The following is a 22,337-nucleotide window of genomic DNA, read 5'->3' as shown; positions in this document are numbered from 1 at the left end:
ACCTCACGATGTCGGAACCGGACACCTCGCTGCCGCCGTGGAAAGCGGAAACCATCGCCGTGCATGGCGGGTATCGCCCGGACCCGACCACGCGCGCGGTGGCGGTGCCGATCTACCAGACCGTGGCCTACGCATTCGACGATACCCAGCACGCGGCGGACCTGTTCGACCTCAAGGTGCCAGGCAACATCTACACGCGCATCATGAACCCGACCACCGACGTGCTGGAGCAGCGCCTGGCGGCGCTGGAAGGCGGCATCGGCGCACTGGCGCTGGCATCGGGGCAGGCGGCCATCACCTATGCGATCCAGACCATCGCCGAAGCGGGCGACAACATCGTGGCGTCCAGCGCGTTGTATGGAGGCACCTACAACCTGTTCGCGCACACCCTGCCGCAGTTCGGCATCCAGACCCGGTTCGCCGATTACCGCGACCCGGATGCGTTCGCCGGCCTCATCGATGACCGCACCAAGGCGGTGTTCGTCGAATCCATCGGCAACCCGCGCGGCAACATCACCGACATCCAGGCGGTGGCCGACATCGCGCATGCGCACGGGGTGCCGCTGATCGTCGACAACACGGTGGCCACCCCGTACCTGCAGCGCTCGTTCGACTTCGGCGCCGACATCGTGGTGCACTCGCTGACCAAATACCTGGGCGGGCACGGCACCAGCGTCGGCGGGGCGATCGTGGATTCGGGCCGGTTCCCGTGGGCCGAACACAAGCAGCGCTTCCGCCGCCTCAACGAGCCGGACGTGAGCTACCACGGCGTGGTCTATACCGAGGCGCTGGGTCCTGCGGCCTACATCGGGCGTGCCCGGGTGGTGCCGCTGCGCAATACCGGCGCGGCACTGTCGCCGTTCAATGCCTTCCTGATCCTGCAGGGCATCGAAACGCTGGCGCTGCGGCTGGACCGGATCAATGCCAACGCGCTCGCCATTGCCGGTTTCCTGCGCGACCACGCCAAGGTGGCGTGGGTGAACTACGCAGCGCTGCCCGATCACCCCGAGCACGCGCTGGTGCAGCGTTACCTGCGCGGGCATGGCTCGGGTGTGCTGACCTTCGGCCTGCCGGGTGGCCGCGCGGCGGGTGCGCGCTTCCTGGATGCCCTGCGGCTGTTTACCCGGTTGGTGAACCTGGGCGATGCCAAGTCGCTGGCCACCCATCCGGCATCGACCACGCACCGCCAGCTGGACGCGGCGGAACTGGAACGCGCCGGGGTGAGCGAAGACACCGTGCGGTTGTCGATCGGCATCGAACACGTTGACGACCTGCTGGCCGATCTGGAGCAGGCGCTGGCCAAGGCGTGAGGCGGGACCACCCCGGCCGGTGCGGGCCGGCCGGGGTGGGTTTTCATCAGGGCGCCGGCGCGTGCACCCACGCGTCGATGGCATTCTCGATCACGGCGAGCGCGGCCATGGCGCGACGCGGGTCGACCTGGTCGAGCTGGTCGTGGCGGTTGTGGATGTTGGCCATCGCGCGTGACAGTGGCAACGCCTTGTAGGTGTGCATGGCGTGTTCCATGGCGTCCATCCGCGTTTCCATCGCCTGCGTCTCATCCGGTCCCAGGGTGCCATTGAGGTAGTGCTCGAACCGGCTCCAGTCCACCTCCGCATTGGCCAGCCACAACCGCGTACGCGCCTGCTGCATGTCGCGTTCAAGCGTGATGTCGGCCGCATCGGCCAGGTTCATTCCCAGCGCCGGCACGCCGTCGCGCTGGAAGGGAATATGGTCGGACTGCATTACCCAGCCCGCGCTGTCATGCACGGTCAGGCCGACCTGGCCGGCAGCGGCTTCGAGCAGCCCACGCAGCTGCGCTTCGGCGGCGGTGACCGGAGCCGGCGGTGGCTGCAGCGCACGCGAATCACCGTCCATGTAGAAGTGGTGGCGGTCCGAGCCGGACAACGTCATGCCGTCGCCGCGCCCGGTCATGTCCAGATTGAGCGCCACATCGGGGCAGCTGGCCTGCGCCAGGCATCGTTCGACGAAGGCTTTGGCGCCGAGCATGCCGTGCTCCTCCAGATCCGACACCAGCAGTTGGACGCGAACGCCGTCGGGCAGCGTTGCCGCGCCCAGCTTCCGTGCCAGCGCCAGCAGTGTGGCCAGCCCGGTGCCGTTGTCGCTGGCACCGCTGGAGCCTTCGCGCGCGCCGGTCATGTCGCCATGGGCGAGCACCATCAACGTGCGTCGGGGGGTGCCGGCGCCGGCAAACTCCAACATCAGATTGCAGCCGTTATAGGTCCGGTCGAAGCCGAAGGAGTCGCGGGTGCTGCCGGAGAACGGCAGCTGCTGCAGCGTGTGCCCGTCGCGCCGGAACAGCGCACGAAGCGTGTCGAAACGCGCGATGTTGGCGGCTACCTCGCGCTGTGCACCGGTCATGCCCGGCTGTTGTGCCTCCAGTGTGGCCTGTGCGATCTGCTCCAGATCCAGCTGGAAGCATGCCTGCGCCGGGCTCACCACGCTGCCCAGCAGGTCCGCCGCCCAATCCACCCAAGACAGCATGGGCGCCAGTGCGGCCGCGTCGGCACCGGCGGGCCAGCCGCCGTGCGTGTGCGTTTCAGCATGGCGGGCCACGCCCAGCGTCACCATGATCTGCCGACGGGTGGCTTCAGGGAGTTCCTGCAGCAGCGACCGGATCGCCGGGGCGGTGCAGGCCGCCGCATCGGTGCCGCAGTCGCGGACGATCTGCAGCAGCTGCATGCGCTGCTCGTCCGGCAGCAGCGCATACAGCGACTGCGGCAGGGACGGGGATGACTCTCGCGACGCTTCGGTGCCGGCTGCGGGCGCAGTGGAACGCCCCAGTGCGTAGCCCAACACACCGCTTCCTATCGTGCTGGCCGTCAGCGCTCCGTAGGTCAGCAGGCTGGCGGCCAGCGTCTGCGGACAGTGCCGGGGGGACGCGATGCAGCCGAGCGTGGCGCCATTGGCGATATGTTCGAGTGCGACCACGGGCGCCGTTGGCGCATCGCCGAGCATCGGCACGGCCTGGTGATCGATGCCCCCCTGCGCCCTGGCGCCCGGCAATGGCATCGGGTCGCCCGCCGGCGCCCTCACGCCGCGCGGCGGCATGCGACCGATGGCCATCGCCGAGGATAGGGCCAGTGCGGCAACCAGCCATTGCTGGCCGTTTCGTACCGTCAGCGGGCCCGTCCGGCCTGGCAGCGCCTGCACGCCGCGAGGCTGCGCGATCCTGTTGTTGAACTCGCCCTGGGCGCGGCGGACCAACGAAATATCGAGCGGCATAACAACCTCCTCGTTGAGGGAGCGCCGTGGCCGCTGCGGTGCAGGTGGCGGGGCGCCGGTGCGATGCACAGTGCACGCGCGTGCCGAAGTTGCCCATGGGAGTAGTTGCGTTTGCCAGACCCGGGCCCGCTTCCGCAACGCGGTGCTCATTACGGACCGGATCGCCATCACACCGGAGGACGCCGAAGCGCTACGATCCGCCCTCAGGTGCGCAAGATCCGACACGCGCTGCGGATCTGGACGACCCTGAGGACGTCCCCGAGACGATCCTGCGCGCCGATATCTGCGTGCCGCTGGCGGCCCGTTAAACCACCGGAATGGTGTGCTTGCCGATGTTGCGGTAGGGCGGGGTGGCCATGACCATTTCGGCCAGCGAGTACGCCAGTTCGCGTTCGGCCATCACCGTGCCGTCGGCGCCGTGTTCGAGCAGGTGCTTGACCTCGGCGTCGCTGTGCGCCCGCGCCAGCAGGGTCAGGCCCGGGTTGAGCGCGCGCAGCTTGGCCAGGGTTTCGCCCGCCTCCAGCGGCTGCGGAATGGCCAGCACCGCGATCTTGGCGCGTTCGGGATGGGCTTCGGCCAGCACGCGGTCGGAGGCGGCACTGCCACGGATCGCCGGCAGCCCGGCGGCGTGTGCTTCGGCCACATGCTCCTTGTTGTCATCGATCACCAGCACCGGCACGCCGCGGTCACGCAGCACCTGCGCCAGCGCGCTGCCGACCCGGCCGTAGCCGATCACGATGGCGTGGTCGTGCAGGTCCAGCGAGGGGCCGGGCGGCAATTCGGTTTCCACGGCGGCGGCGGGGGTCTCCTGGTGCTTCACCAGCCAGCGGTCGAGCAGGCCGAACACCAGCGGGTTGAGCATGATCGAGATCAGCGCGCCGGCCAGCACCAGTGCCTGGCCGGTGGGCGGCAGGATCTTCAGGCTCACGCCCAGGCCGGCGATGATGAAGGCGAACTCGCCGATCTGCGCCAGGCTGGCCGAAATGGTCAGCGCGGTGCCGTTGGGGTGGCCGAACGCACGCACGATGAAAAACGCGGCAGCGGACTTGCCGAACATGATGATGGCGGCGGTGGCCAGCACCTGCCACGGGTGTTCGACCAGGATGGCCGGGTTGAACAGCATGCCCACCGAGACGAAGAACAGCACCGCGAAAGCATCGCGCAGCGGCAGTGAATCGTTGGCGGCCTTGTGGCTGAGCTCGGATTCGTTGAGCAGCATGCCGGCGAAGAACGCGCCCAGCGCGAACGACACGCCGAACAGCATGGCCGAGCCGAACGCCACGCCCAGTGCGATGGCCAGCACCGCAAGGGTGAACAGTTCGCGCGAGCCGGTACCGGCAATGCGCTCCAGGATCCACGGAATGACCCGCCGGCCGACCACCAGCATCACCGCCACGAACAGGCCCAGCTGCACGAAGGTCCAGCCGATGCTGGCCAGCACGCTGCCGACGGTGTGGGTTTCATTGGCGGCATCCGGGCCGAACACGCCGGCCAGCACCGGCATCATCACCAGGGCCAGCACGCAGGCCAGGTCTTCGACGATCAGCCAGCCGACCGCGATCTTGCCGCGCTGGGTTTCCAGCAGGCGGCGTTCTTCCATTGCGCGCAGCAGCACCACGGTACTGGCGGTGGCCAACGCGAAGCCGAACACCACGCCGTGGATCACCGGCCAGCCCATCAGCCAGGCAAGGCCCCAGCCCAGCAGGGTGGCGACCAGGATCTGGCCGACCGCGCCGGGAATGGCGATCGCCTTGACCGCCATCAGGTCTTTCAATGAGAAGTGCAGGCCGACACCGAACATCAGCAGCATCACGCCGATTTCGGCCAGCTGGTTGGCCAACGCCTGGTCGGCGACGAAGCCGGGAGTGAACGGTCCTACGCAGATGCCCGCAACCAGGTAACCGACCAGCGGAGACAAACGCAGCTTGTTGGCCAGCGCACCCAGGATGAAGGCGAGCCCAAGGCCAACGGCGACGATGTTGATCAGGTCGGTGTCATGGTGCATCGGGGCTCGCAACTTGGGGGATGCCCCGATTTTCACCGATGCGGCCCGATCCGGCAAACCGCGCTGCGGCCTGCCGGATCCGGTGTCAGCCGATCATCACCACTTATAGGTCACGCGGCCGTACACGTAAGCGCCATTGAAGCCGTACGGCGAGTAGTTGCTGTACGGGAGCATGCCCCAGGTGGAGTTCTGCAGGTCCACGGTGCGGTCGGGGTACTCGTCCAGCAGGTTGTCCGCACCCAGGGTCAGGGTCCAGTTCTCGCTGGGCTTGTAGGCCACCGAGGCATCGAGCACCCACGAGGCATCGTAGGTCTGGTCGCGGGTCGGGGTCGCCGAATTGCGCACGGTGAACGAGCCGTAGCGGGTGGCGGCCAGGTTCAGGTCCCAGTGGTCCGAACGCCAGGTGCCGCTCAGGATGGTCTTGTCACGCGGGTAGCTGTCTTCGATGCGGCCCACTTCATCGCGGCCGATCAGCGACTGGGTCAGGCCCAGCGAGCCGAACACGGCCGGGGAGGCGATGAACTTCTTCACCTCGGTGTCGTTGTAGCTGTAGGCCGCGGTCAGTTCCAGCGAGCTGGCACTGAACGGGATGGTGTAGCTGGACACCGCGTCCACGCCGCGGGTGCGGGTATCCACGCCGTTGGTGAAGTAGGAGAACGCGGTGACTTGCGGGAGGCCCAGGTCGGCCAGCAGCGCATTGGTGGCAGCGTTGGTGGTGATGTTGGTGGACAGGATGATGCGGTCGTCGATGTCGATCTGGTACGCATCCACGGTCAGGTAGAGGCGGTCGATCGGCTGCAGCACCAGGCCCACGCTGTAGGAGGTGGAGCTTTCGGCCTTCAGCGGGCTGGCGCCCAGCGCCTGCGCGGCGGTGCTGGTGGTGGGGAAGGTGCCGCGTTCGACAAACACGCCGTTGACGATGGTGCTGGTCACCGCCTGGTAGCTCTGCTGGGCAAGCGACGGGGCGCGGAAGCCGGACGAGGCGGTGGCACGTAGCGCGACCTTGTCGGTGAAGGCGTAGCGGGCCGACAGCTTGCCGGAGAACTTGTCGCCGAAGTCCGAGTAATCCTCATAGCGGCCGGTGACGCCGGCCGAGAACTTGTCGGTCAGGTCCGCTTCCAGGCCGGCGTAGACGGCGTAGTTGTCGCGGTCGGCATCGACGGCATTGAGCGGGGTGAAACCGCCGAAGCCCTGCGCACCGGTGCCGAAGTAGGAATTGGGCTCGCCCGCGCTCTGTTCCCACTTCTCACGGCGGTACTCACCGCCGAAGGACAGCGTGACCGGGTAGGCCAGGCCCCAGTCCAGCTGCTTGGTGATGTCTACGTTGCCGATGTCCTGGGTGTATTCCAGCGCACCGGCGTAGAACGAACGCGGGCTGTCCACGCCCAACGCGTAGTTGATGCTGTTGCGGGTGTGGAAGTCGATCTTGTTGGTGCCGTGATTGTAGCTCACGTCCCAGGTCCAGCCGCTTTCGGTGTCGCCCTTCACGCCGGCCACCAGCGAACGGTCCTTGGAATACTGGTTGATTTCCGGCACGAAGCCGTCCGGGTAGGTCTGCGCCAGCAGCGCGCCCTGGCCGCTGTTGGTGCGCGAGCGGTAGAACGCGAACGAGGTGATGTCACGGTTGCTGGCCAGCGCGGTGGCGTAGGCCGACACGTGGTCGCTGAACTGGAAGCTGGCATTGGCCGAGGCGGCGGTGGCATCCACCTGCGGGTCGCCGACCACGAAGGTGGTCTGGCCCACGCTGGGGAAGTTGCCGGTGTTCGGCGTGGTGCCCTGGTAGGGCCCGGCGCGGTTGCTTTCGTCCTGCTGGGTGATCTGGCCGGCCACGTGCACGCTGCCGCGGCCGTCGGCGAAGCCGATGCCGGTATCGCCGGAGAGCTGGTACTTGTTGCCGTCGCCGGCCGAGTACTGGCCGGCATCCAGGGCCAGGCTGCCGCCCGCGCTGGAGCCCTTGAGCACGATGTTGATCACGCCGGCGATGGCGTCCGAGCCGTACTGCGCCGAGGCGCCGTCGCGCAGCACTTCGACGCGCTCGATGGAGGCGATCGGAATGGCGTTGATGTCCACCGCCGACGAGCCGCGGCCAATGCTGCCGTTGACGTTGATCTGGGCCGAGGTGTGGCGGCGCTTGCCGTTGACCAGCACCAGTACCTGGTCCGGGGACAGGCCGCGCAGCTGCGCCGGGCGGATGCCACTGGTGCCATCGGTCAGCGCCGGGCGCGGAAAGTTCAGCGAGGGCAGGGCACGCGCCAGCGCGGTGGCCAGTTCGGTGGTGCCGGTGGACTGCAGCGCCTCGGGGGTGATGATGTCGATCGGCGACTGCGACTCGGCCACGGTGCGGTCGGCCACGCGGGTGCCGGTCACGATGACCGTATCCAGGGTGTTGGCGGTGGCGCGGGCAGGGGCGTCCTGGGCGGCGACACTGAAGGCGGAGGCCCCGAGGGCGACGGCAACAGCGGCGGCAAGCGTACGGGTCTTGCGGTTCATCAGGATGTGGCTCCGGTTGGGACAAGGCGGCACCGGGCGACATCACGACTTCGGCAAAGCGGGTCAGCGAGGGCGGGTGTTGCGGTGCGCAAGTAACGGATTAACGGTATTTTTACTGACTGTCAAATTGAAAAAACGTTGCAAAAGCAACGGTTTAGCAAGATTCGGTCAATCAGGCGGGGGAGGGTCCCGGGGAAAGCGCAGGCAGGTTCGTGGGAGAGAGACGAGGCCTGCCGCGCATCCCGGGGCGCGTCAAGTATTCGTTAACGCTAGAATTGCGTCGCAGGAAAGGTGCTCACCAGCACATTCCATTCCGTTATATGGACCCCCCAGATGATTTCCCTTCGTAACTTCGCCTTGCGCCGCGGCGAGCGGCTGCTGTTGTCCAATGTCGACCTGACCCTGCATGCGGGCTACCGCGTGGGCGTGGTCGGCCGCAACGGAGCCGGCAAGTCCAGCCTGTTCGCGGCCGTGCAGGGCGAGCTGGAGGCCGACAAGGGCGATGTGGACCTGCCCGGCAAGATCCGCATCGCCAGCGTGGCCCAGGAAACCCCGGCGCTGCAGGACCCGGCGCTGCAGTTCGTGCTGGAAGGCGACACCGAAGTGGCGGCCGTGCTGCGCGAGGAAGCCGAGGCGACCGCGCGCGAGGACTGGGAAGCGGTGGCCAATGCGCACCAGAAGATGGCCGAGATCGGTGCGTACGATGCCGAATCCCGTGCGGGCAAGCTGCTGCATGGCCTGGGCTTCCCGTCCGATACCCATTCACGGCCGGTGGCGACGTTCTCCGGTGGCTGGCGCGCGCGACTGAACCTGGCGCGCGCGCTGATGATGCCCAGCGACCTGCTGCTGCTCGACGAACCGACCAACCACCTCGACCTGGACGCGGTGTTCTGGCTGGAACAATGGCTGCTCAAGTACCCGGGCACGCTGCTGCTGATCTCGCATGACCGCGAGTTCCTCGACAACGTGGCCACCCACACCCTGCACCTGCATGGCGGCGGCGCCAAGCTGTACCCGGGCGGCTACACCGACTTCGAGCGCCAGCGCGCCGAACAGCTGCGCCAGCAGCAGATCGCGCACGAGAAGGAACAGGCCGAGCGCGCCCACCTGCAGAGCTTCATCGACCGGTTCAAGGCGCTGGCCAGCAAGGCAACGCAGGCACAGAGCCGCATGAAGCGCCTGGCCAAACTGACCGGCACCGAAGCGGTGCGCGCCGAGCGCGAGTTCCGCATCGAGTTCGCGCCGCCGGCCAAGCTGCCGTTCTCGCTGATCCGCCTCAACGATGTGGATGCCGGTTACAGCCCGGACGCGGTGATCCTGCACAACGTGGGCTTCGGCCTGGAGGCGGGGCAGCGCATCGGCCTGCTGGGACCCAACGGCGCGGGCAAGACCACGCTGGTGCGGACCCTGGTCGGTGAGCTGGACCCGGTGTCCGGCGATCGCTCGGCGCACCCGGACCTGCGCATCGGCTACTTCGCCCAGCACACGGTGGAGTCGCTGCATGAAGGCCAGTCGCCGATGGACCACTTCCGGGACATCTCCCCGGATGGCAGCAACCAGTCCTTCCGCGATTTCCTCGGCAAGTGGAACTTCGCCGGCGACCGTGCGTTCGAGCCGGTGGATGGTTTCTCCGGTGGTGAGCGCGCGCGCCTGGCGCTGGCGATGATTGCCTGGCAGCAGCCGAACGTGCTGCTGCTCGACGAACCGACCAACCACCTTGACCTGGAAATGCGCGAAGCGCTGGCCGAAGCGCTGGCGACCTTCGAAGGGGCGATCGTGATGGTCTCGCACGACCGCCACCTGATCGGCCTGGTCTGCGACACCTTCTGGCGCGTGGCTGACGGTGTGGTGGAGCCGTTCGACGGCGACCTGGACGAGTACGCAGCGTGGCTGCGTTCGCGCCCGGCCGCGCAGGGCACCAAACAGAAGATGGCCGCTGCCGCGCCGGAGCCGGTGCCGCCAACCCCGCCGCTGCCGCCGAAGAAGACCGTCAACCCGGTGAAGCTGGCCAGCGCCGAAGCCAAGGTCAACGAGCTGGAAGCTCGCTTGGCCGAGCTGGACCGCCAACTGGCCGACCCGGTCAACTACGCCGACGCCACCCGCATGGCGGTGCTCGGCCGCGACCGCGAAACCACCGCGCAGCAGCTGGAAAAAGCCGAAGCCGCGTGGATGGAATTGATGGCCTGAAGGCCCGTGCCGACCATTGGTCGGCACAAACCTGCCCGCGTAGCGACACGCCATGCGTGTCCACGGAATGCCCGAACGAAACCCGGACACGCATGGCGTGCCCCTACGCCTGCGCTTCCAGCCACACCCTGAAACGCTTGCCTGCCTCGCTCTCCGCCCGCGAACGCAACCGCGTCAGCCAATAACTCCCCAGCTCCAGCGTCTGCGCGAACGGCTGCACCAACCGTCCCTGCGCCAGGTCCTGTTCGAACATTCTCAATGGCAGCAACGCCACGCCGGCACCGGCGGCGGCCGCGCTGGCCAGCGTCAATGACGAATCAAACACCGGCCCGCGCGCCTCCAACTCGGCCACGCCAGCAGCCTGCAGCCACTGCGGCCACTCATCACTGCGGTAGGAGCGCAGCAGTGCCACGCTGGCCAGGTCGCGCGGTTGCCGCAGCGTCCGCGCCAGTGCCGGCGCGCACACCGGTGCGAAGGGCGCCGCCAGCACCGGGGTGCACACCTGGCCCTGCCAGTCGCCATCGCCGAAGCGGATCGCCAAGTCCAACCCTTCGCCGGCCAGGTCGATGCGGTTGTTGTGGGTCTGCAGGCGCAGCTCGATATCGGGGTGCCGTGCGTTGAAGTCGGCCAGCCGCGGCAGCAGCCAACCGGTGGCGAACGTGCCCACTACGCCGACCCCGAGCACTTCGCGGAAATGCCCGCCCACGAACCGGTCCAGGCTCACCGCGATGCGGTCGAAGGCCTCGTTCAGCACCGGATACAGGCGCGCCCCTTCGTCGGTCAAGGCCACCCCTCGCGGCAGCCGGTGGAACAGCACCGCGCCCAGCCGCTCTTCCAGCCCACGGATCTGGTGACTCAGCGCAGCCTGGCTCACGCACAGCTCCAGCGCGGCGCGGGTGAAGTTCTGATGGCGCGCGGCGGCCTCGAAGGCACGCAACGCGTTGAGCGGGAGCTGGGGACGAAGCATGGGCGAGTCGTGAGGAATCTTGATGGGTAATGGTAACGCCGGCAGGGCCTGCGGTCGGCGCTACCACGGGTGGACGCCATGCGAGGTAACCCTGCCTTTAGCACCATGCCATGAATCCTGCTCATGCCTCCCGTTGAGAATACTCGCTGGTGGCCTGTGGCCCGAAATGCTTCCATGGCCACTTCCCAGCCCCGGAGATACCCAATGCTCGCCCGCCGCCAGTTCCTCCAGATGACCGGTGCCGCCGCAGCTTCCGCCTTGGCCGCTACCGTGTTGGCCAAGACGCCGCCGACCGCACTGGCGGGTGACAAGCCGCAGGCAGCCGATTTCGCCGCCTTGGAAAAAGCCAGTGGCGGGCGGCTCGGCGTGACCCTGCTCGACACGGCCAGCGGCCGCCGCATCGGCCATCGCCAGGACGAGCGCTTCCCGATGTGCAGCACCTTCAAGTTCGCGCTCTCGGCGACGGTGCTGCATCTGGCCGACCAGGGCACGCTGTCGCTGGACCGGCGGCTGCCGGTGCGCCAGCAGGACATGCTCTCCCACGCACCGGTGACCAAGCGCCACGTGGGCAAGGACCTGACCGTGCGCGACCTGTGCCGCGCGACCATGGTCACCAGCGACAACCCGGCGGCGAACCTGCTGTTGGGGGTGGTCGGTGGACCGGCAGGGGTGACTGCGTTCCTGCGCGCCAATGGCGATGCGGTGACCCGCAACGATCGCCTGGAGCCGGACATGAACCGGTTCGCGCCCGATGATCCGCGCGATACCACCAGCCCCGCCGCGATGGCCGCCAGCCTGCAGCGGTTCGTGCTGGGGGAGGTGCTCACGCCAGCCTCGCGGCTGCAGCTGGCCGACTGGCTGATCGACAACGAAACCGGTGACACGCGGCTGCGTGCCGGGCTGTCGCCGGCGTGGCGGGTGGGCGACAAGACCGGCAGCAATGGCGAGGACACCACCAACGACATCGCCATCCTGTGGCCACTGGCCGGCGGCGCCCCGTGGGTGCTGGCCAGCTACCTGCAGGGCGCCACGGTGGATGATGCCGGGCGCAACGACACACTGCGCCAGGTGGCGGTGATCGCCGAGAAAATGATCAGCGCGCACGCGCGCTGATCACTGCGGCGTCAGGCGGTGCCGGTTTCCTTGACCGCACCAAGGAACTCGCGCCCCCAGCGGTCCACGTCGTAATACTCCACGCTGCCGAACAACTGGCGCATGCGCCCGCCTGCCTCCTCTTCCGGCATCGACAGCGCCTGCAGCAGCCCGGCGGTCAGATCGGCCGGGTCGTGCGGGTTGGTCAGTACCGCGCCCTTCAACTCGGCCGCCGCGCCAGCGAATTCACTCAGCACCAGCACGCCATTGCTGCCTTCGATGCCATGGGTGGCCACGAATTCCTTGGCCACCAGGTTCAGGCCATCGCGCAGCGGGGTGATCCACATCACCTGCGCGGCCGCGTAATGCGCCACCACTTCTTCGAACGGCAATGCCTGTGCGAAGAAGCGCACGGGGGTCCAGTCCAGCCGCGAGAAGCGCCCGTTGATACGGCCCACCGCTTGTTCGATCTGGTTCTGCAGCGTGCGGTACACGGTCATCTCGCGCGCGGCCGGCACGCACACCATCAGCAGGGTGACCTTGCCCTGGCGGTCCGGATGCTGCTCCAGCAAGCGCTCGAACGCTTCCAGCTTGGCCAGCGTACCCTTGGTGTAATCCAGCCGCTCCACCGACAGCACCAGCTTGCGCGCACCGATCTCACGGCGCAGCTTGAAGATGTCGTTGCGCACGCTGGGCCGGGCCAGCACATCGTGGATGCGGCGTAGATCCGTGCCGACCGGGTGCGCACCCAGTGCCACCTCACGGTCTCCGACCCGGATGCGCGTGGTCATGGTATCCAGCCCCACCGCGCAGCCGTAGGTCAGGAAGCGTGGCGCGCAGCTTTCCCAGGACAACCGCTCCGCCGGCATCGCGCCGCGCACGACATCCACGAAGTTCTCCACCTGGCGCGGGATGTGGAAGCCGATGTAATCGCAGCAGAGCAGGCTGCCGATGATCTCGCGGCGCCACGGCACCACGTTGAACACATCAGCCGACGGAAAGTAGGTGTGGTGGAAGAAGGCGATCTTCAGGTCAGGGCGCAGCTCGCGCAGGGTGGCCGGCACCATCCACAGGTTGTAGTCGTGGATCCACACGGTGGCGCCATGCGCAGCTTCGGCGGCGGTGGCTTCGGCGAAGCGCCGGTTGACCTTCAGGAAGACCTGCCAGTCGTCCTCGCGGAAGCGCGCGCGTTCCCAGAACACATGCAGCATCGGCCAGAACGCTTCCTTGGAGAAGCGCTTGTAGAAGATGTCCACTTCCTGCCGGGTCAGTGGCACGCGCGCGGCCGTCAGCGTGGGGTAGCGCTCGGCGTCCACCGCCATATGGGTCTGGAACGGGCCGCGCTTGGGGTCGTCGATGCCCCAGGCCACCCATGAACCGGTCTGGCCGCCCTGGAAGAAGCTCAGCAGCGAGGGAATGATGCCGTTGGGCGAGCGCGGTGGGCGCTGCACCAGCACGCCGTCTTCCATCACTTCGTCGAAGGGCATGCGGTGGTAAAGCATCACCAGGTCGGCGCCTTCGGCGCGCGTGGCTGCAGGCGGCTTCAGCCACGCATCATCGGCCGGCAGCAGGGCGAAGTGCTCGATCGCCTCCAGGATGCCGCCGCAGCCCGGCGCCTGCGCATGGTAGGTGTGCGCCAGCCCGGTGGTAGCGGCGGTGAGCGCCGGTTCTGAGTCGCCCACGCATACGCCGCGGAAGCCAGCGGTGTACATCGAGAGGTCGTTGAGGGTATCGCCAGCCACCAGGATGCGGTCACGCGGCAGGTCCAGCAGGCGCGCCAGCGCAGCCAGGGTGCGGCCCTTGTCGGTGTCCGGCGGCAGAATGTCCAGGTAGCGGTCGGCCGAATACAGCACATCGCAGCCCAGTGCCTGCGCGGCCGCCTGGATCTGCGCGCGCAGCGGCGCCAGCGTGGCCGGGTCGCAGAAGTAGGAGCAGCGCCGCTCCTGCGGCACGTCCTGGCGCTGCAGTGCAGTGAACCGCCGCATCGCGGCCGCCACCACCTGTTCGCCGGGCCAGTGCGCGTCGATCATCGATTGCAGGGGCTGCAGCGGCTGCAGGGTGTGGCCATCGACCACGGTCGCGCCGACATCGCAGACAACGTAATCGGGGCGCGGAATGGCGGGATCGGAGAGCAGCGGCATCACCGCTTCCAGGCCGCGGCCGGTGATGAAGATCAGGCGGATACCGGGGTGCTGGTCGACCAGCCGGTACAGACGGTGGCGCGCGGCGGCATCGCCGGCGAGAAAGGTGCCATCCAGGTCGGTGGCGAGAATCAGTTGCTGGGCCGGGGGAGCCGCCGGCGTGCGGGATGAGGTGGACGGGTTGGGTGTCAAAACAGTCAATGCACTTCCTTATCGGTGTCGTTGGGTGAGGGAGAAGGGGTGTCCGGCGGCGGAGCGACGTCCGTTTCCGGCATCAATTCCAATGCCGCCGGCGTGGTGCGCAGCATCAGCCGGAACACCACCGGGTGTGTGCGCAGCCGGTCGAAGCTGAGCAGGCGCGCGGTGGTGAACAGGGCCAGCACGCCGAGCACCACGGCGAAGTACAGGGGCAGGGCGGCCGGGCCGAACTGCTGCATGGCCGCCCCGGCCAGCGCCGGGCCGAGCGCCGCGCCCACGCCGTGCACCAGCAGCAGGCTGGAGCAGCCCGACAGCAGGTCCTGGCGCGGCAGGTAATCGAGCATGTGCGCCACCGCGAAGGGATACAGTGCGAACGCCAGGCCGCCATAGAAGAAGAACAGCCCGAACAACAGCCAGGTCTGCTGTTGGATCATCGGCATCGCGGCCACCAGGGCGATGCCGGCGGCGGCCAGGCACAGCGCCACCAGCCCGACGCGCCGGTCATGGCCGTCGCTGATGTGCCCCAGCGGCCACTGCAGCAGCGCGCCGCCGGCAATGGCGGTGAGCATGAAGCGGGCCACGCCGTCATTGTCGAGGCCCACCTCGCCGGCATACACCGGGAGCAGGCCCCAGAACGCGCCCATCGCCAGGCCCGACAGCCCGGCGGCGACCGTGGCCACCGGCGCCATCGCGTACAGCCGCGACAGCGTCAGGCGCGGCACCGACGGCACCTCCGGTGGGGTGAGCCGGGTGGCGGTGATCGGCAGCACCGCGGCGCAGACCAGCATGGCGATCAGCATGAACATCGACATGGCCGGCGCGTTGCTGACCATCAGCAGGATCTGGCCCAGTGCCAGCGCGGAAAGATTGACCACCATGTACAGCGAGAACGCACGGCTGCGCTGGCGCGGGTCGGGTTCGGCGTTGAGCCAGCTTTCGATCACCGTGTACAGGCCCACCAGCGCGATGCCGGTGATGATGCGCAGCAGCCCCCACAGCCAGGCGTTGAGCCACAGCGGATGCAGCAGCACCGCGATGGCGGCGAGGGCGGCAAAGAAGGCGAACGCACGGATATGCCCGATACGGCCGATCAGCGACGGGGCGAAGAAGGTGCCCATGAAGAAGCCGGCGAAATAACCGGACATCACCAGGCCCAACGTACCGGCACCGAAGCCGGCTTCACCGCCGCTTACCGCCAGCAAGGTGCCCAGAAGCCCGCTGCCGGTCAACAGCAGCGCTACTCCCGTCAGCAGGGCGGTCAGCCGCAACACGCGTGCGACCTTCGTGGGGAAGGCGAACCGGTCACGACAACGACCCTAACACAGACGTGATTAATCCTTTGTCGCGGTTGGCGCGGATTTGCGCATTACGCCCATGCGGGCTACGGTGTCCGCATGACTGTGTACAAGTTCCTGCCGCTCGCGGCTGCGTCGTTGCTCGCCGCGTGTGGTGGCCAGCGTGACAGCGTGGCCCACGATGTTGCGATGGCCCCGGCCGACGCGTTTCTCGCTGCTGTCGCCGCGCATTGCGGCAAGGCGTTTGAAGGCCAAATCGCCGTCAACGAGCCGAAGGGCACCGGGCCTGACCCGTTCGACGGCAAGCGCCTGGTGATGCATGTGCGCGGCTGCGATGACGCCTCGCATACGCTGCGCATTCCCTTCCATGTGGGTGACGATCATTCGCGCACCTGGGTGCTGAGCCGTACCGATACCGGCCTGCGCCTCAAGCACGATCACCGCCATGCAGATGGCAGTCCGGACGCGGTCACGATGTACGGTGGCGACAGTGCACCGCCCGGCACCGCGCAGCGCCAGTCGTTCCCAGTGGATGCCGATTCGGTGGCGATGTTCCGCAAGGCCGGCATGGAGGCGTCGGTGACCAATACGTGGGCGATGGAAATCGAGCCGGACAAGACGTTCGTGTACGAGCTCACCCGCCCGGGTGGACGCCGGTTCCAGGTGGTGTTCGACCTCTCGCACCCGGTGGCGTTGCCGCCCGCGCCCTGGGGCGCGGACACCGAACCGACCAACAAATAGCCGCGCCGGTAGGGCCCGACCGTTGGTCGGGCCGCGTTCCCGTCAACGCGCGCCGAACCTCGCCCGGCACCCGTTGCTGACCCACACCATGCTCGGCCGATAGCCCCAGCTGCGGTTCTCGACACAGCTGCTGCCCGACAGCTGCTCCAGCAGCACCGGCCGGCCCTGGCGTGAATCCCACGCGCAGGTCTGCTGGCGGTTGCCGTTGCTGCTGCAGGTCACGCTGTAGTTGCTGCCGCCTCCGCCGCCGCCCCAGTTGCCGCGCGATTCGGCGAATTCGCCGCGGCAGCCGCGGGTGACCCAGATGGCGTTGCCGCGCATGCCCCAGGTCTGGTTCTGCACGCAGGCCGAGCCGGAGATCTGCCGCACCAGTGCGGCATTGCGCCACGGGGTAGGGCAGCTGCGCTCGCGGTTGTCGTTGCTTTCGCAGCGGATGGTGGTGCCGGGGCCGCCGGTACCCGGCCCCCAGCCGCCCCCACGGCCCTCGACGAATTCGGCCCGGCAGCCGCCGCTGACCCAGACCTGGCCATTGCGCGAGCCCCAGTTGTTGCCTTCCACGCAGCGGGTGCCGGAGATCTGCCGGGACAGGCGCGCGCTGCGCCAGCCGGTGGTGCAGACCCGCTGGCGGTTGTCGTTGCTTTCGCAGCGGATCACCCCATTGTTGCCGCCGCCGGGGTTCCAGCCGCCGCCGGAGCCGCCCAGCGAGGTGGCGATGTCCTGCTTGATCCGGGAAAAGCCCCAGGACGAGCGGTTCACCTGGTCCAGGTAGAAGCGCATCTGGTCGTCGGGGATGCGCCGCCCCCCGGACTGTTCGGCGTATTCCTGGGCAATGACCCGCTGCTGGTCCTGGACCGACAGGGTGCGGAGGTTCTCCGGGGCGTAGGCCCGGGCATTGACCTGGGCCTGGGCCGGCAGCGACGGGGCGCCGCAGGCCAGCAGGGCGGTGAAACAAGCGACAGCGAGGCGGTTCATGGCAAATCCCCTTGCGCATGGTGGTGCGCGGACTATAGGTACGGGTCGTATTAAGCCCGTGTGACCGTCCGGATTTGCCCGATCGGGTCGCCGGCCGCAGAATAACGGGCTGACCGGTGCCGCCTGGCGCCGGCAATCTCCTGCGGAGCTTTACCCCCATGCGTACCCACTTCTGTGGCCTGGTCGACGAGACCCTGATTGGCCAGACTGTCACCCTCGCCGGCTGGACCGACGTTGCCCGCAACCTGGGCGGCGTGTGCTTCATCGATCTTCGCGATCATGAGGGCATCGTGCAGGTGACGGTGGAGCCTGAGAACGCGGAAGTGTTCAAGGTCGCCGCCAGCCTCGGCTACGAGGACGTGCTGCAGGTGGAAGGCGTGGTGCGCAGGCGCCATGCGGTGAACGACAAGATCCGTACCGGCCAGGTCGAGATCGTCGCCACCCGCATCACCGTGCTCAACAAGGCCGAACCGCTGCCGTTCCACGCCCACGAGAACCCGGGCGAAGAAACCCGCCTGAAGTACCGTTACCTGGACCTGCGCCGCCCGGAAATGCAGCGCATGCAGCGCACCCGCATCAAGCTGGTACAGGCGCTGCGCCGCCACCTCGATGGCGACGGCTTCCAGGACATCGAAACCCCGATCCTGACCAAGGCCACCCCGGAAGGCGCACGCGACTTCCTGGTGCCGGCGCGCATGCACCCGGGCGAGTTCTACGCCCTGCCGCAGTCCCCGCAGCTGTTCAAGCAGATCCTGATGGTGGCCGGCTTCGACCGCTACTACCAGATCGCGCGCTGCTTCCGCGACGAAGCGCTGCGCGCCGACCGCCAGCTGGAATTCACCCAGCTGGACATGGAATTCGCCTTCGTGCGCGAGCGCGACGTGCAGGACTACGTGGAAGGCATGATCCGCGCGATCTTCAAGGAAGTGGTCGACGTGGAGCTGGCTGCCAGCTTCCCGCGCATGACCTGGGCCGAGGCGATGCGTCGCTATGGCTCGGACAAGCCGGACCTGCGCATCGCGCTGGAGCTGGTGGACGTGGCCGAGCTGGTCAAGGCCAGCGAATTCCCGGTGTTCACCGCCGCCGCCAATGATGCCGACGGCCGCGTCGCCGCGCTGCGCATCTCGGGCGGTGCCAGCCTGTCGCGCAAGCAGATCGATGAGTACGCCGCGCACGCCGCCAAGTACGGCGCCAAGGGCCTGGCCTACATCAAGATCGCCGAGAACGGCGAAGTCAGCTCGCCCATCGCCAAGTTCTTCAGCGAAGAGGCCTTCGCCGCGCTGGTCGCCCACGTCGGCGCCGGTAACGGCGACATCGTCTTCTTCGGTGCCGGCGGCTACAACAAGGTGTCCGACTTCATGGGCGCGCTGCGCCTGAAGGCCGGCAAGGACTTCAACCTGGTCGCCGACGGCTGGGCGCCGCTGTGGGTCACCGACTTCCCGATGTTCGAGTACGACGACGAAGCCCAGCGCTACGTCGCCCTGCATCACCCCTTCACCGCCCCGGCGGTGGATGACATCGCCGACCTGCGCGCCAATGCGAAAACGGCCGTGTCGCGCGGCTACGACATGGTGCTCAACGGCAACGAGATCGGCGGCGGTTCGATCCGTATCCACCGCTCGGACATGCAGAGCACGGTGTTCGAGCTGCTGGGCATCGGTGCGGAAGAGGCTGAGGCCAAGTTCGGCTTCCTGCTTGACGCGCTGCGTTTCGGCGCGCCGCCGCACGGCGGCATCGCCTTCGGCATCGACCGCATCGCCGCGCTGATGGCCGGCACCGAATCGATCCGCGACGTGATCCCGTTCCCGAAGACCACCGGCGCGCAGTGCCTGATGACCGGCGCCCCGTCGCCGATCCCGGACGAGCAGCTGGCCGAAGTGCACATCCAGGTCCGCCCGCGGAAAAACTGATTCCGCGATCGACCGATCGCACCCTCCCGGTAGCGCCGGCCGTTGGCCGGCCCCCCTCACCGTCACATCGCTCAGGAGATCCAGGTAATGACCGAGTTCGCGTTCGTATTGGAATGGGAAAAGCTGGGCAATGAAGGCACCGATGCCAACTTGGTGACCGAACGCGCCCGCGTGTTCGGCGGCTGGCTGGTGCGCGTGGGGACCAACCCGGCCGCGATGGCGCTGACCTTCGTCGCCGATGGCGAAGGCCGCTGGGACGGTGAGGACTTCGGCGTCGAGGATTACGAGGACGACGAAGAGGAAGAAGGCGAGGACGAAGACGAAGAGTACGAAGAGGACGAGGAAGACGAGGAGGAGTACGAGGAAGAGGACGAAGAAGACGGCGAAGAGGAAGACGCCGCCAAGGGGACGCAGGCCTGAGGCCTGCCCCGTACCCGTCCATGTACACCATCCGCCGCGCCGGCCCCGATGACGCACCGATCCTGTCGGTGCTGGCCACCCGTACCTTCGTGGAAACCTTCGGCCACCTGTACCCGGCCCAGGACCTGCAGGACTTCCTGGACGAGGCCTACGCCGAAGACCGCCAGCGCGTGATCCTGTCCCACCCCGATTACGCGGTGTGGCTGCTCGAGCTGGATGGCGTGGCGGTCGGCCATGCCGCCGCCGGCCCCTGTGGCCTGCCGCATCCGGACGTGCAACCGGGCGACGGCGAGCTCAAGCGGCTGTACCTGATCAAGGAACAGCAGAGCTGCGGTTGGGGCAGCCGCCTGCTGGAAACCGCGCTGACCTGGCTGGAGCGCAATGGCCCGCGCACCCTGTGGCTGGGGGTCTGGTCGGAAAACTTCGGCGCCCAGCGTTTCTACGCCCGCTATGGGTTCAGCAAGGTGGGTACCTACGAATTCCCGGTCGGCCAGGTGCGCGACCTTGAATTCATCCTGCGCCGCCCGCCTCAGGCGGCCTGAACGGCGGGTTTCACCCGCCGTTCCTTCGTCCATTTGTCTAATGGCACCGTTTGCTACCTCTGGAACGGTTTCGCACCGGCTACGCTGAGCACATGACTCCCCCCGTTTTACTGCTGCACGGCATCTGGAATGCCCGCGCCTGGGTTGGCCCGTTGGCCTGGCGCCTGCGCGCGCGCGGCTTCAGCGTGGATACCTTCGGCTACGCCAGCGTGTTCGGCGGCCCCGACGTGGCCGTGCCGCAGCTGTTGAAGCGGCTGCAGGACAGCGGCCCGGTAGCGCTGGTCGGGCACAGCCTGGGGGGACTGGTGGCGCTGGAGGCCCTGCGCCGCCAGCCGGACCTGCCAGTGTCGCGGGTGGTCTGCCTGGGCTCGCCGCTGCGCGGCAGCGGCACCGCCCGTTCGCTGGCCGAACATGGCTGGTCGCTGGCACTGGGCCGCAGCAGCGAACTGCTGCTCGATGGCCTGCCGGCGTGGGAGGGCAGGGCGCAGGTCGGGCTGATCGCCGGTTCCGTGCCGCATGGGCTGGGCAGCCTGCTGGGTGCCTGTGGTGACGCCTCCGACGGCACTGTGGCGCTGGACGAGACCCGCCTGCCGGGCCTGGCCGACCACTGCGTGGTGGCCGCCAGCCACAGCGGGCTGGTGTTTTCCCCGGACGCCGCCCGCCAGACCGCCGCGTTCCTGCGCGATGGCTGCTTCCGCCCGGACCGGGCCGCGCACGCCGCCTGAGCCCCGGCTAACACGGTGAGGGCGGCCGATCAGGTAGAATCCGCGCCCTGTTCCTGACGCAAGCACGGAAACACCCATGGGTAGAGGCCCTTCCATCGAAAACCGCAAAAACGCGTCTGACGCGAAGCGCGGCAAGATTTTCACCAAGATCATCCGTGAGATCGGCGTAGCCGCGCGCGGCGGTGGAGGCGACCCCAACAACAACCCGCGCCTGCGGGTGGCCATGGACAAGGGCCTGGCCTCGAACATGTCCAAGGACGTGATCGAACGGGCCATCAAGAAGGCCACCGGCGAGCTGGAAGGCGTTGAATACGAAGAGATCCGCTACGAGGGCTATGCCCCCGGTGGCGTCGCCGTGATCGTGGACTGCCTGACCGATAACCGCGTGCGCACCGTGGCCGATGTCCGCCACGCGTTCAGCAAGTGCGGCGGCAACATGGGCACCGAAGGCTCGGTGTCCTTCATGTTCAAGCGCATGGGCGTGCTGCACTTCGCCGGCGGCGCCAACGAGGACGCGGTGACCGAGGCGGCCATCGAGGCCGGCGCCGATGACATCGTGGTGTACCCGGAAGACGGCGCCATCGACGTGCTGACCGCGGCAGACATGTACCACGCGGTCAAGGATGCGCTGGAGGCCGGTGGGCTGAAGCCGGACCACGCCGAGCTGACCTTCCGCGCCGACAACGACATCAAGGTCGAGGGCGACACCGCCCTGCAGGTCAAGAAGCTGCTGGACATGCTGGAAGACCTGGACGATGTGCAGGACGTTTTCTCCAACGCCGACCTCGGCGCGGACGCCTACGCCTGACGTCCATGCCCCCGTCTCGCCAAGTGCGACGTCGGGGGCGGACAATGCGGACCATGATGACTCCCGACGTTCCACGCATGATCCGCATCCTCGGCATCGACCCCGGTTCGCAACGCACCGGGGTGGGCATCATTGATGTGGACCCCACCGGCAAGGTGCTGCACGTGCACCACCTGCCGCTGGTGCTGCTGGGCGCCGACGACTTCCCCAACCGCATGAAGCTGCTGGTGCTGGGGCTCAACGCGCTGGTGGAGGAATACCGCCCGCACGAAGTGGCCATCGAGAAGGTGTTCATGGCGCGCAACCCGGATTCGGCCCTGAAGCTGGGCCAGGCGCGCGGCGCGGCGATCTCGGCGGTGGTCATGCGCGACCTGCCGGTGCACGAATACGCGGCCAGCGAGATCAAGCTGGCGGTGGTGGGCCGGGGCGGGGCGGAGAAGCAACAGGTCCAACACATGGTCGGGCTTATGCTCAACCTGAAAACCAGGCTGCAGGCCGACGCCGCCGATGCGTTGGCCGTGGCCATCACCCACGCCCACGTAAGGGCAACCGCGCAGCGCCTGGGCGTCAACACCCGCCAGGCCTGGGGACGGAAATGAGG

General features: G+C 67.9%; 17 protein-coding genes. 10 read left to right on the top strand and 7 right to left on the bottom strand.

All coding sequences use genetic code 11. The features are described 5' to 3' along the window. The first annotated feature begins 8 nt into the window (after positions 1 to 8). Positions 9 to 1,310 (top strand): O-acetylhomoserine aminocarboxypropyltransferase/cysteine synthase family protein, encoded by a 1,302-nt coding sequence (locus BAY15_RS14775; protein WP_068853773.1) that lies wholly within the window; start codon positions 9 to 11, stop codon positions 1,308 to 1,310. A gap of 46 nt (positions 1,311 to 1,356) precedes the next feature. Here BAY15_RS14775 and BAY15_RS14770 read toward each other — a convergent pair whose 3' ends face one another. From BAY15_RS14770 to BAY15_RS14760, 3 genes are all read right to left on the bottom strand, one after another. Then, positions 1,357 to 3,243, bottom strand: a complete 1,887-nt coding sequence (locus tag BAY15_RS14770) for a M28 family metallopeptidase (RefSeq protein WP_068853772.1) — start codon at positions 3,241 to 3,243, stop codon at positions 1,357 to 1,359. Positions 3,244 to 3,547: 304 nt separating this feature from the next. Next, positions 3,548 to 5,248, bottom strand: coding sequence for a YbaL family putative K(+) efflux transporter (ybaL, locus tag BAY15_RS14765; RefSeq protein ID WP_068853771.1), 1,701 nt, complete (start codon positions 5,246 to 5,248; stop codon positions 3,548 to 3,550). 96 nt (positions 5,249 to 5,344) lie between these two features. Continuing rightward, positions 5,345 to 7,738, bottom strand: a complete 2,394-nt coding sequence (locus BAY15_RS14760; RefSeq protein WP_068853770.1) for a TonB-dependent receptor plug domain-containing protein — start codon at positions 7,736 to 7,738, stop codon at positions 5,345 to 5,347. 333 nt (positions 7,739 to 8,071) lie between these two features. On the opposite strand from BAY15_RS14760, the gene BAY15_RS14755 reads away from it, so the two are divergent. Further along, entirely contained in the window at positions 8,072 to 9,925 is a 1,854-nt protein-coding gene (locus BAY15_RS14755; RefSeq protein WP_068853769.1) for an ABC-F family ATP-binding cassette domain-containing protein, read from the top strand. A 103-nt stretch (positions 9,926 to 10,028) separates the two neighbouring features. Here the strand turns inward: BAY15_RS14755 and BAY15_RS14750 are convergent, their stop codons facing one another. Then, entirely contained in the window at positions 10,029 to 10,892 is an 864-nt protein-coding gene (locus tag BAY15_RS14750; protein ID WP_068853768.1) for a LysR family transcriptional regulator, read from the bottom strand. 204 nt (positions 10,893 to 11,096) lie between these two features. Here BAY15_RS14750 and blaL2 point away from each other — a divergent pair, with 204 nt between their 5' ends. Continuing rightward, positions 11,097 to 12,005: a L2 family extended-spectrum class A beta-lactamase gene (gene blaL2 / locus BAY15_RS14745; RefSeq protein WP_068853767.1), complete on the top strand. Its 909-nt coding sequence runs from the start codon at positions 11,097 to 11,099 to the stop codon at positions 12,003 to 12,005. 11 nt (positions 12,006 to 12,016) lie between these two features. On the opposite strand, the gene ggpS is transcribed toward blaL2, so the two are convergent. Together ggpS and BAY15_RS14735 are read right to left on the bottom strand one after the other, a co-directional pair. Next, positions 12,017 to 14,260, bottom strand: coding sequence for a glucosylglycerol-phosphate synthase (ggpS, locus tag BAY15_RS14740; RefSeq protein WP_068854747.1), 2,244 nt, complete (start codon positions 14,258 to 14,260; stop codon positions 12,017 to 12,019). 62 nt (positions 14,261 to 14,322) lie between these two features. Continuing rightward, positions 14,323 to 15,594 (bottom strand): MFS transporter, encoded by a 1,272-nt coding sequence (locus BAY15_RS14735; RefSeq protein WP_068853766.1) that lies wholly within the window; start codon positions 15,592 to 15,594, stop codon positions 14,323 to 14,325. 123 nt (positions 15,595 to 15,717) lie between these two features. Here BAY15_RS14735 and BAY15_RS14730 point away from each other — a divergent pair, with 123 nt between their 5' ends. Then, the gene (locus BAY15_RS14730; RefSeq protein ID WP_068853765.1) at positions 15,718 to 16,359 is read left to right on the top strand and encodes a hypothetical protein; all 642 of its coding nucleotides are present in this window, start codon (positions 15,718 to 15,720) and stop codon (positions 16,357 to 16,359) included. 42 nt (positions 16,360 to 16,401) lie between these two features. Here the strand turns inward: BAY15_RS14730 and BAY15_RS14725 are convergent, their stop codons facing one another. After that, positions 16,402 to 17,331 carry a DUF3011 domain-containing protein gene (locus BAY15_RS14725; protein ID WP_068853764.1) on the bottom strand — a complete coding sequence of 310 codons (930 nt, stop codon included), beginning with the start codon at positions 17,329 to 17,331 and terminating at the stop codon, positions 16,402 to 16,404. A gap of 158 nt (positions 17,332 to 17,489) precedes the next feature. On the opposite strand from BAY15_RS14725, the gene aspS reads away from it, so the two are divergent. From aspS to ruvC, 6 genes are all read left to right on the top strand, one after another. Beyond that, positions 17,490 to 19,241, top strand: a complete 1,752-nt coding sequence (aspS, locus tag BAY15_RS14720; RefSeq protein WP_068853763.1) for an aspartate--tRNA ligase — start codon at positions 17,490 to 17,492, stop codon at positions 19,239 to 19,241. An 87-nt stretch (positions 19,242 to 19,328) separates the two neighbouring features. Next, positions 19,329 to 19,661: a DNA primase gene (locus tag BAY15_RS14715; RefSeq protein ID WP_068853762.1), complete on the top strand. Its 333-nt coding sequence runs from the start codon at positions 19,329 to 19,331 to the stop codon at positions 19,659 to 19,661. Between the two features lie 20 nt (positions 19,662 to 19,681). After that, positions 19,682 to 20,203 carry a GNAT family N-acetyltransferase gene (locus BAY15_RS14710; protein ID WP_068853761.1) on the top strand — a complete coding sequence of 174 codons (522 nt, stop codon included), beginning with the start codon at positions 19,682 to 19,684 and terminating at the stop codon, positions 20,201 to 20,203. Positions 20,204 to 20,295: 92 nt separating this feature from the next. Further along, positions 20,296 to 20,928 carry an esterase/lipase family protein gene (locus tag BAY15_RS14705; RefSeq protein WP_068853760.1) on the top strand — a complete coding sequence of 211 codons (633 nt, stop codon included), beginning with the start codon at positions 20,296 to 20,298 and terminating at the stop codon, positions 20,926 to 20,928. 76 nt (positions 20,929 to 21,004) lie between these two features. Beyond that, positions 21,005 to 21,736 carry a YebC/PmpR family DNA-binding transcriptional regulator gene (locus BAY15_RS14700; RefSeq protein ID WP_068853759.1) on the top strand — a complete coding sequence of 244 codons (732 nt, stop codon included), beginning with the start codon at positions 21,005 to 21,007 and terminating at the stop codon, positions 21,734 to 21,736. Between the two features lie 77 nt (positions 21,737 to 21,813). Next, the gene (gene ruvC / locus BAY15_RS14695; protein ID WP_068853758.1) at positions 21,814 to 22,335 is read left to right on the top strand and encodes a crossover junction endodeoxyribonuclease RuvC; all 522 of its coding nucleotides are present in this window, start codon (positions 21,814 to 21,816) and stop codon (positions 22,333 to 22,335) included. Positions 22,336 to 22,337: the final 2 nt, after the last annotated feature.

The sequence above is a fragment of the Stenotrophomonas rhizophila genome (genome assembly GCF_001704155.1).
GTDB lineage: Bacteria > Pseudomonadota > Gammaproteobacteria > Xanthomonadales > Xanthomonadaceae > Stenotrophomonas > Stenotrophomonas rhizophila_A.
The sequence above is the reverse complement of the archived record's forward strand: the minus strand, read 5'-3'. Positions and strand labels throughout refer to the sequence as shown.

Coding starts and splice junctions, on each gene's coding strand:
- BAY15_RS14775 (WP_068853773.1), top strand. CDS start 9: ATGTCGGAACCGGACACCTCGCTGCCGCCGTGGAAAGCGGAAACCATC.
- BAY15_RS14770 (WP_068853772.1), bottom strand. CDS start 3,243: ATGCCGCTCGATATTTCGTTGGTCCGCCGCGCCCAGGGCGAGTTCAAC.
- ybaL (WP_068853771.1), bottom strand. CDS start 5,248: ATGCACCATGACACCGACCTGATCAACATCGTCGCCGTTGGCCTTGGG.
- BAY15_RS14760 (WP_068853770.1), bottom strand. CDS start 7,738: ATGAACCGCAAGACCCGTACGCTTGCCGCCGCTGTTGCCGTCGCCCTC.
- BAY15_RS14755 (WP_068853769.1), top strand. CDS start 8,072: ATGATTTCCCTTCGTAACTTCGCCTTGCGCCGCGGCGAGCGGCTGCTG.
- BAY15_RS14750 (WP_068853768.1), bottom strand. CDS start 10,892: ATGCTTCGTCCCCAGCTCCCGCTCAACGCGTTGCGTGCCTTCGAGGCC.
- blaL2 (WP_068853767.1), top strand. CDS start 11,097: ATGCTCGCCCGCCGCCAGTTCCTCCAGATGACCGGTGCCGCCGCAGCT.
- BAY15_RS14730 (WP_068853765.1), top strand. CDS start 15,718: ATGACTGTGTACAAGTTCCTGCCGCTCGCGGCTGCGTCGTTGCTCGCC.
- BAY15_RS14725 (WP_068853764.1), bottom strand. CDS start 17,331: ATGAACCGCCTCGCTGTCGCTTGTTTCACCGCCCTGCTGGCCTGCGGC.
- aspS (WP_068853763.1), top strand. CDS start 17,490: ATGCGTACCCACTTCTGTGGCCTGGTCGACGAGACCCTGATTGGCCAG.
- BAY15_RS14715 (WP_068853762.1), top strand. CDS start 19,329: ATGACCGAGTTCGCGTTCGTATTGGAATGGGAAAAGCTGGGCAATGAA.
- BAY15_RS14710 (WP_068853761.1), top strand. CDS start 19,682: ATGTACACCATCCGCCGCGCCGGCCCCGATGACGCACCGATCCTGTCG.
- BAY15_RS14705 (WP_068853760.1), top strand. CDS start 20,296: ATGACTCCCCCCGTTTTACTGCTGCACGGCATCTGGAATGCCCGCGCC.
- BAY15_RS14700 (WP_068853759.1), top strand. CDS start 21,005: ATGGGTAGAGGCCCTTCCATCGAAAACCGCAAAAACGCGTCTGACGCG.
- ruvC (WP_068853758.1), top strand. CDS start 21,814: ATGATCCGCATCCTCGGCATCGACCCCGGTTCGCAACGCACCGGGGTG.